1 protein-coding gene is annotated in these 1,636 nt (G+C 72.0%); it reads left to right on the top strand.

All coding sequences use genetic code 11. The features are described 5' to 3' along the window. Positions 1 to 30: 30 nt before the first annotated feature. On the top strand, positions 31 to 1,636 hold a 1,606-nt coding region (locus ACFWWU_RS37155; protein ID WP_384153593.1), incomplete at its 3' end, for a DUF6049 family protein.

Consider the following 1,636-nt stretch of genomic DNA (forward strand, 5'->3'; position numbering starts at 1 on the left):
GGCTCGACCGCGGTCGCTCTCGCCGTCCCCGTGACCGTCCCGGCATCCGCGTCCGGCCTGCTCGCGGCCGACGATCTCGCCACCTGGACCTCGCCGTTCGGACTCCTCTCGCGCCAGCTCGATGCCATCGAGGGTCGCCCGGTCGCGATCGGCATCGACCCTCGGATCATCGTGTCGATCCGCGTGCTCGGCACCTCAGCGCCGGCGACCGCGACGGCCTGGCTCGAGCGCCTTGCCGGCCTCCCGAACGAGATATTCCCCCTCGCGTATGCAGATGCGGATGTCGCGGCGCAGGCGCAGCTCGGCGTGCCGGCGCTGCTCGGTCCGACGTCGTTCACCGACGTGCTCGATCCGGCGAACTTCTCGGGCACTGCCGACGCGGCAGGCGACGACGCGGGCGAGACGGCCGACGGAGACGCCGAACCGAGCGCCACTCCCGTTCCGACCCAGCCGGCGACCGGTGAACTGCCGGCCACCGAAGACCTGCTCTCCTGGCCGTACACGCGAACCGACATCGCCTGGCCCGCCGATGACACGATCGCCGCGGGCGATCTCGCGTTCCTGGGCGCAGCAGGGCTGACCACGTCGATCCTCGCGCCCGGCAACGTCGCAGCCGGGGAGCAGTGGGCGAACGCCGCCTCGAACATCGACGGCTCATCGGCCGTCGTCGCAGACGCGAGGCTCACGGTGCCGTTGCGCGAGGCGACCGAGGCCCTCAGCGACACCGAGTGGCGAGCGGCAGCGGGCCGGCTCGGGGCCGAACTCGCGCTGCTCGACGACGGGTCCGAGCAACCCGCGACGGTGCTGGCGACCCTCGGACGAAGCGCCGGAGCCCAGTCGGCACGCGTGTCGGCCACGCTCGACGAGCTCGCCGCGAACCCGCGGGTGACCCCGGCCTCGCTCACCGACGCGGTCGGCGCGCCTCCGGTCGCTCGAACGCTCGTCGACCAGCCCGAAGACCGCCAGCGCATCGACAACGTCGACCGCATCCTCCGCACCGATGCGAATGTGACGGCCTTCGCGACCGTGCTCGACGACCCCAGGCAGCTGTCCGGGCCGACGCGACGTGACGCCCTCGCGCTACTCGACGTCGCGTGGCTCGACGACCGACCGGCGTGGGATGCAGCGGTCGGCGAATGGCTCGTCGCACAGCGCCGAACGCTCGACGCGGTCTCGATCGTTCCCAGCAGCCCCATCAACGTGGTGTCGTCCGAGACCGGCGTGCCGACGACGATCCTCAACGCGCTGCCGTACCCCGTCACCGTGGTCGTCGACGTCAGGCCGTCGAACGGCCGACTGGTCGTCGAAGACCAGGTGACGGTCACGATCGACCCGGAGTCGCGCAGCACCGCGAAGGTTCCCGTCGCAGCCGGCATCGGCAACGGAGAGGTCACGCTGACCGTCTCGCTGACCTCGCCCGAAGGAGTGCCGGTCGGCAGTCCCGTGTCGATCCCCGTCAACGTGCAGGCCGACTGGGAGGGCCTCGGCGCCGCCATCATCGGCGTCATCGTCGTCGTGTTCTTCGCCGTCGGCATCTGGCGCAACGTCCGCCGCCACCGCAAGCGGAAGGCGGAGGCCGCGGAGGCCGCGGAGAGCGGCGAGGCGGATGCCGCGGTCGCGGAGGATGCCGCTGAGC

Origin of the sequence: Streptomyces sp. NPDC058650 (assembly GCF_042717315.1) — a bacterium.
In the GTDB taxonomy this organism is placed as follows: domain Bacteria; phylum Actinomycetota; class Actinomycetes; order Streptomycetales; family Streptomycetaceae; genus Streptomyces.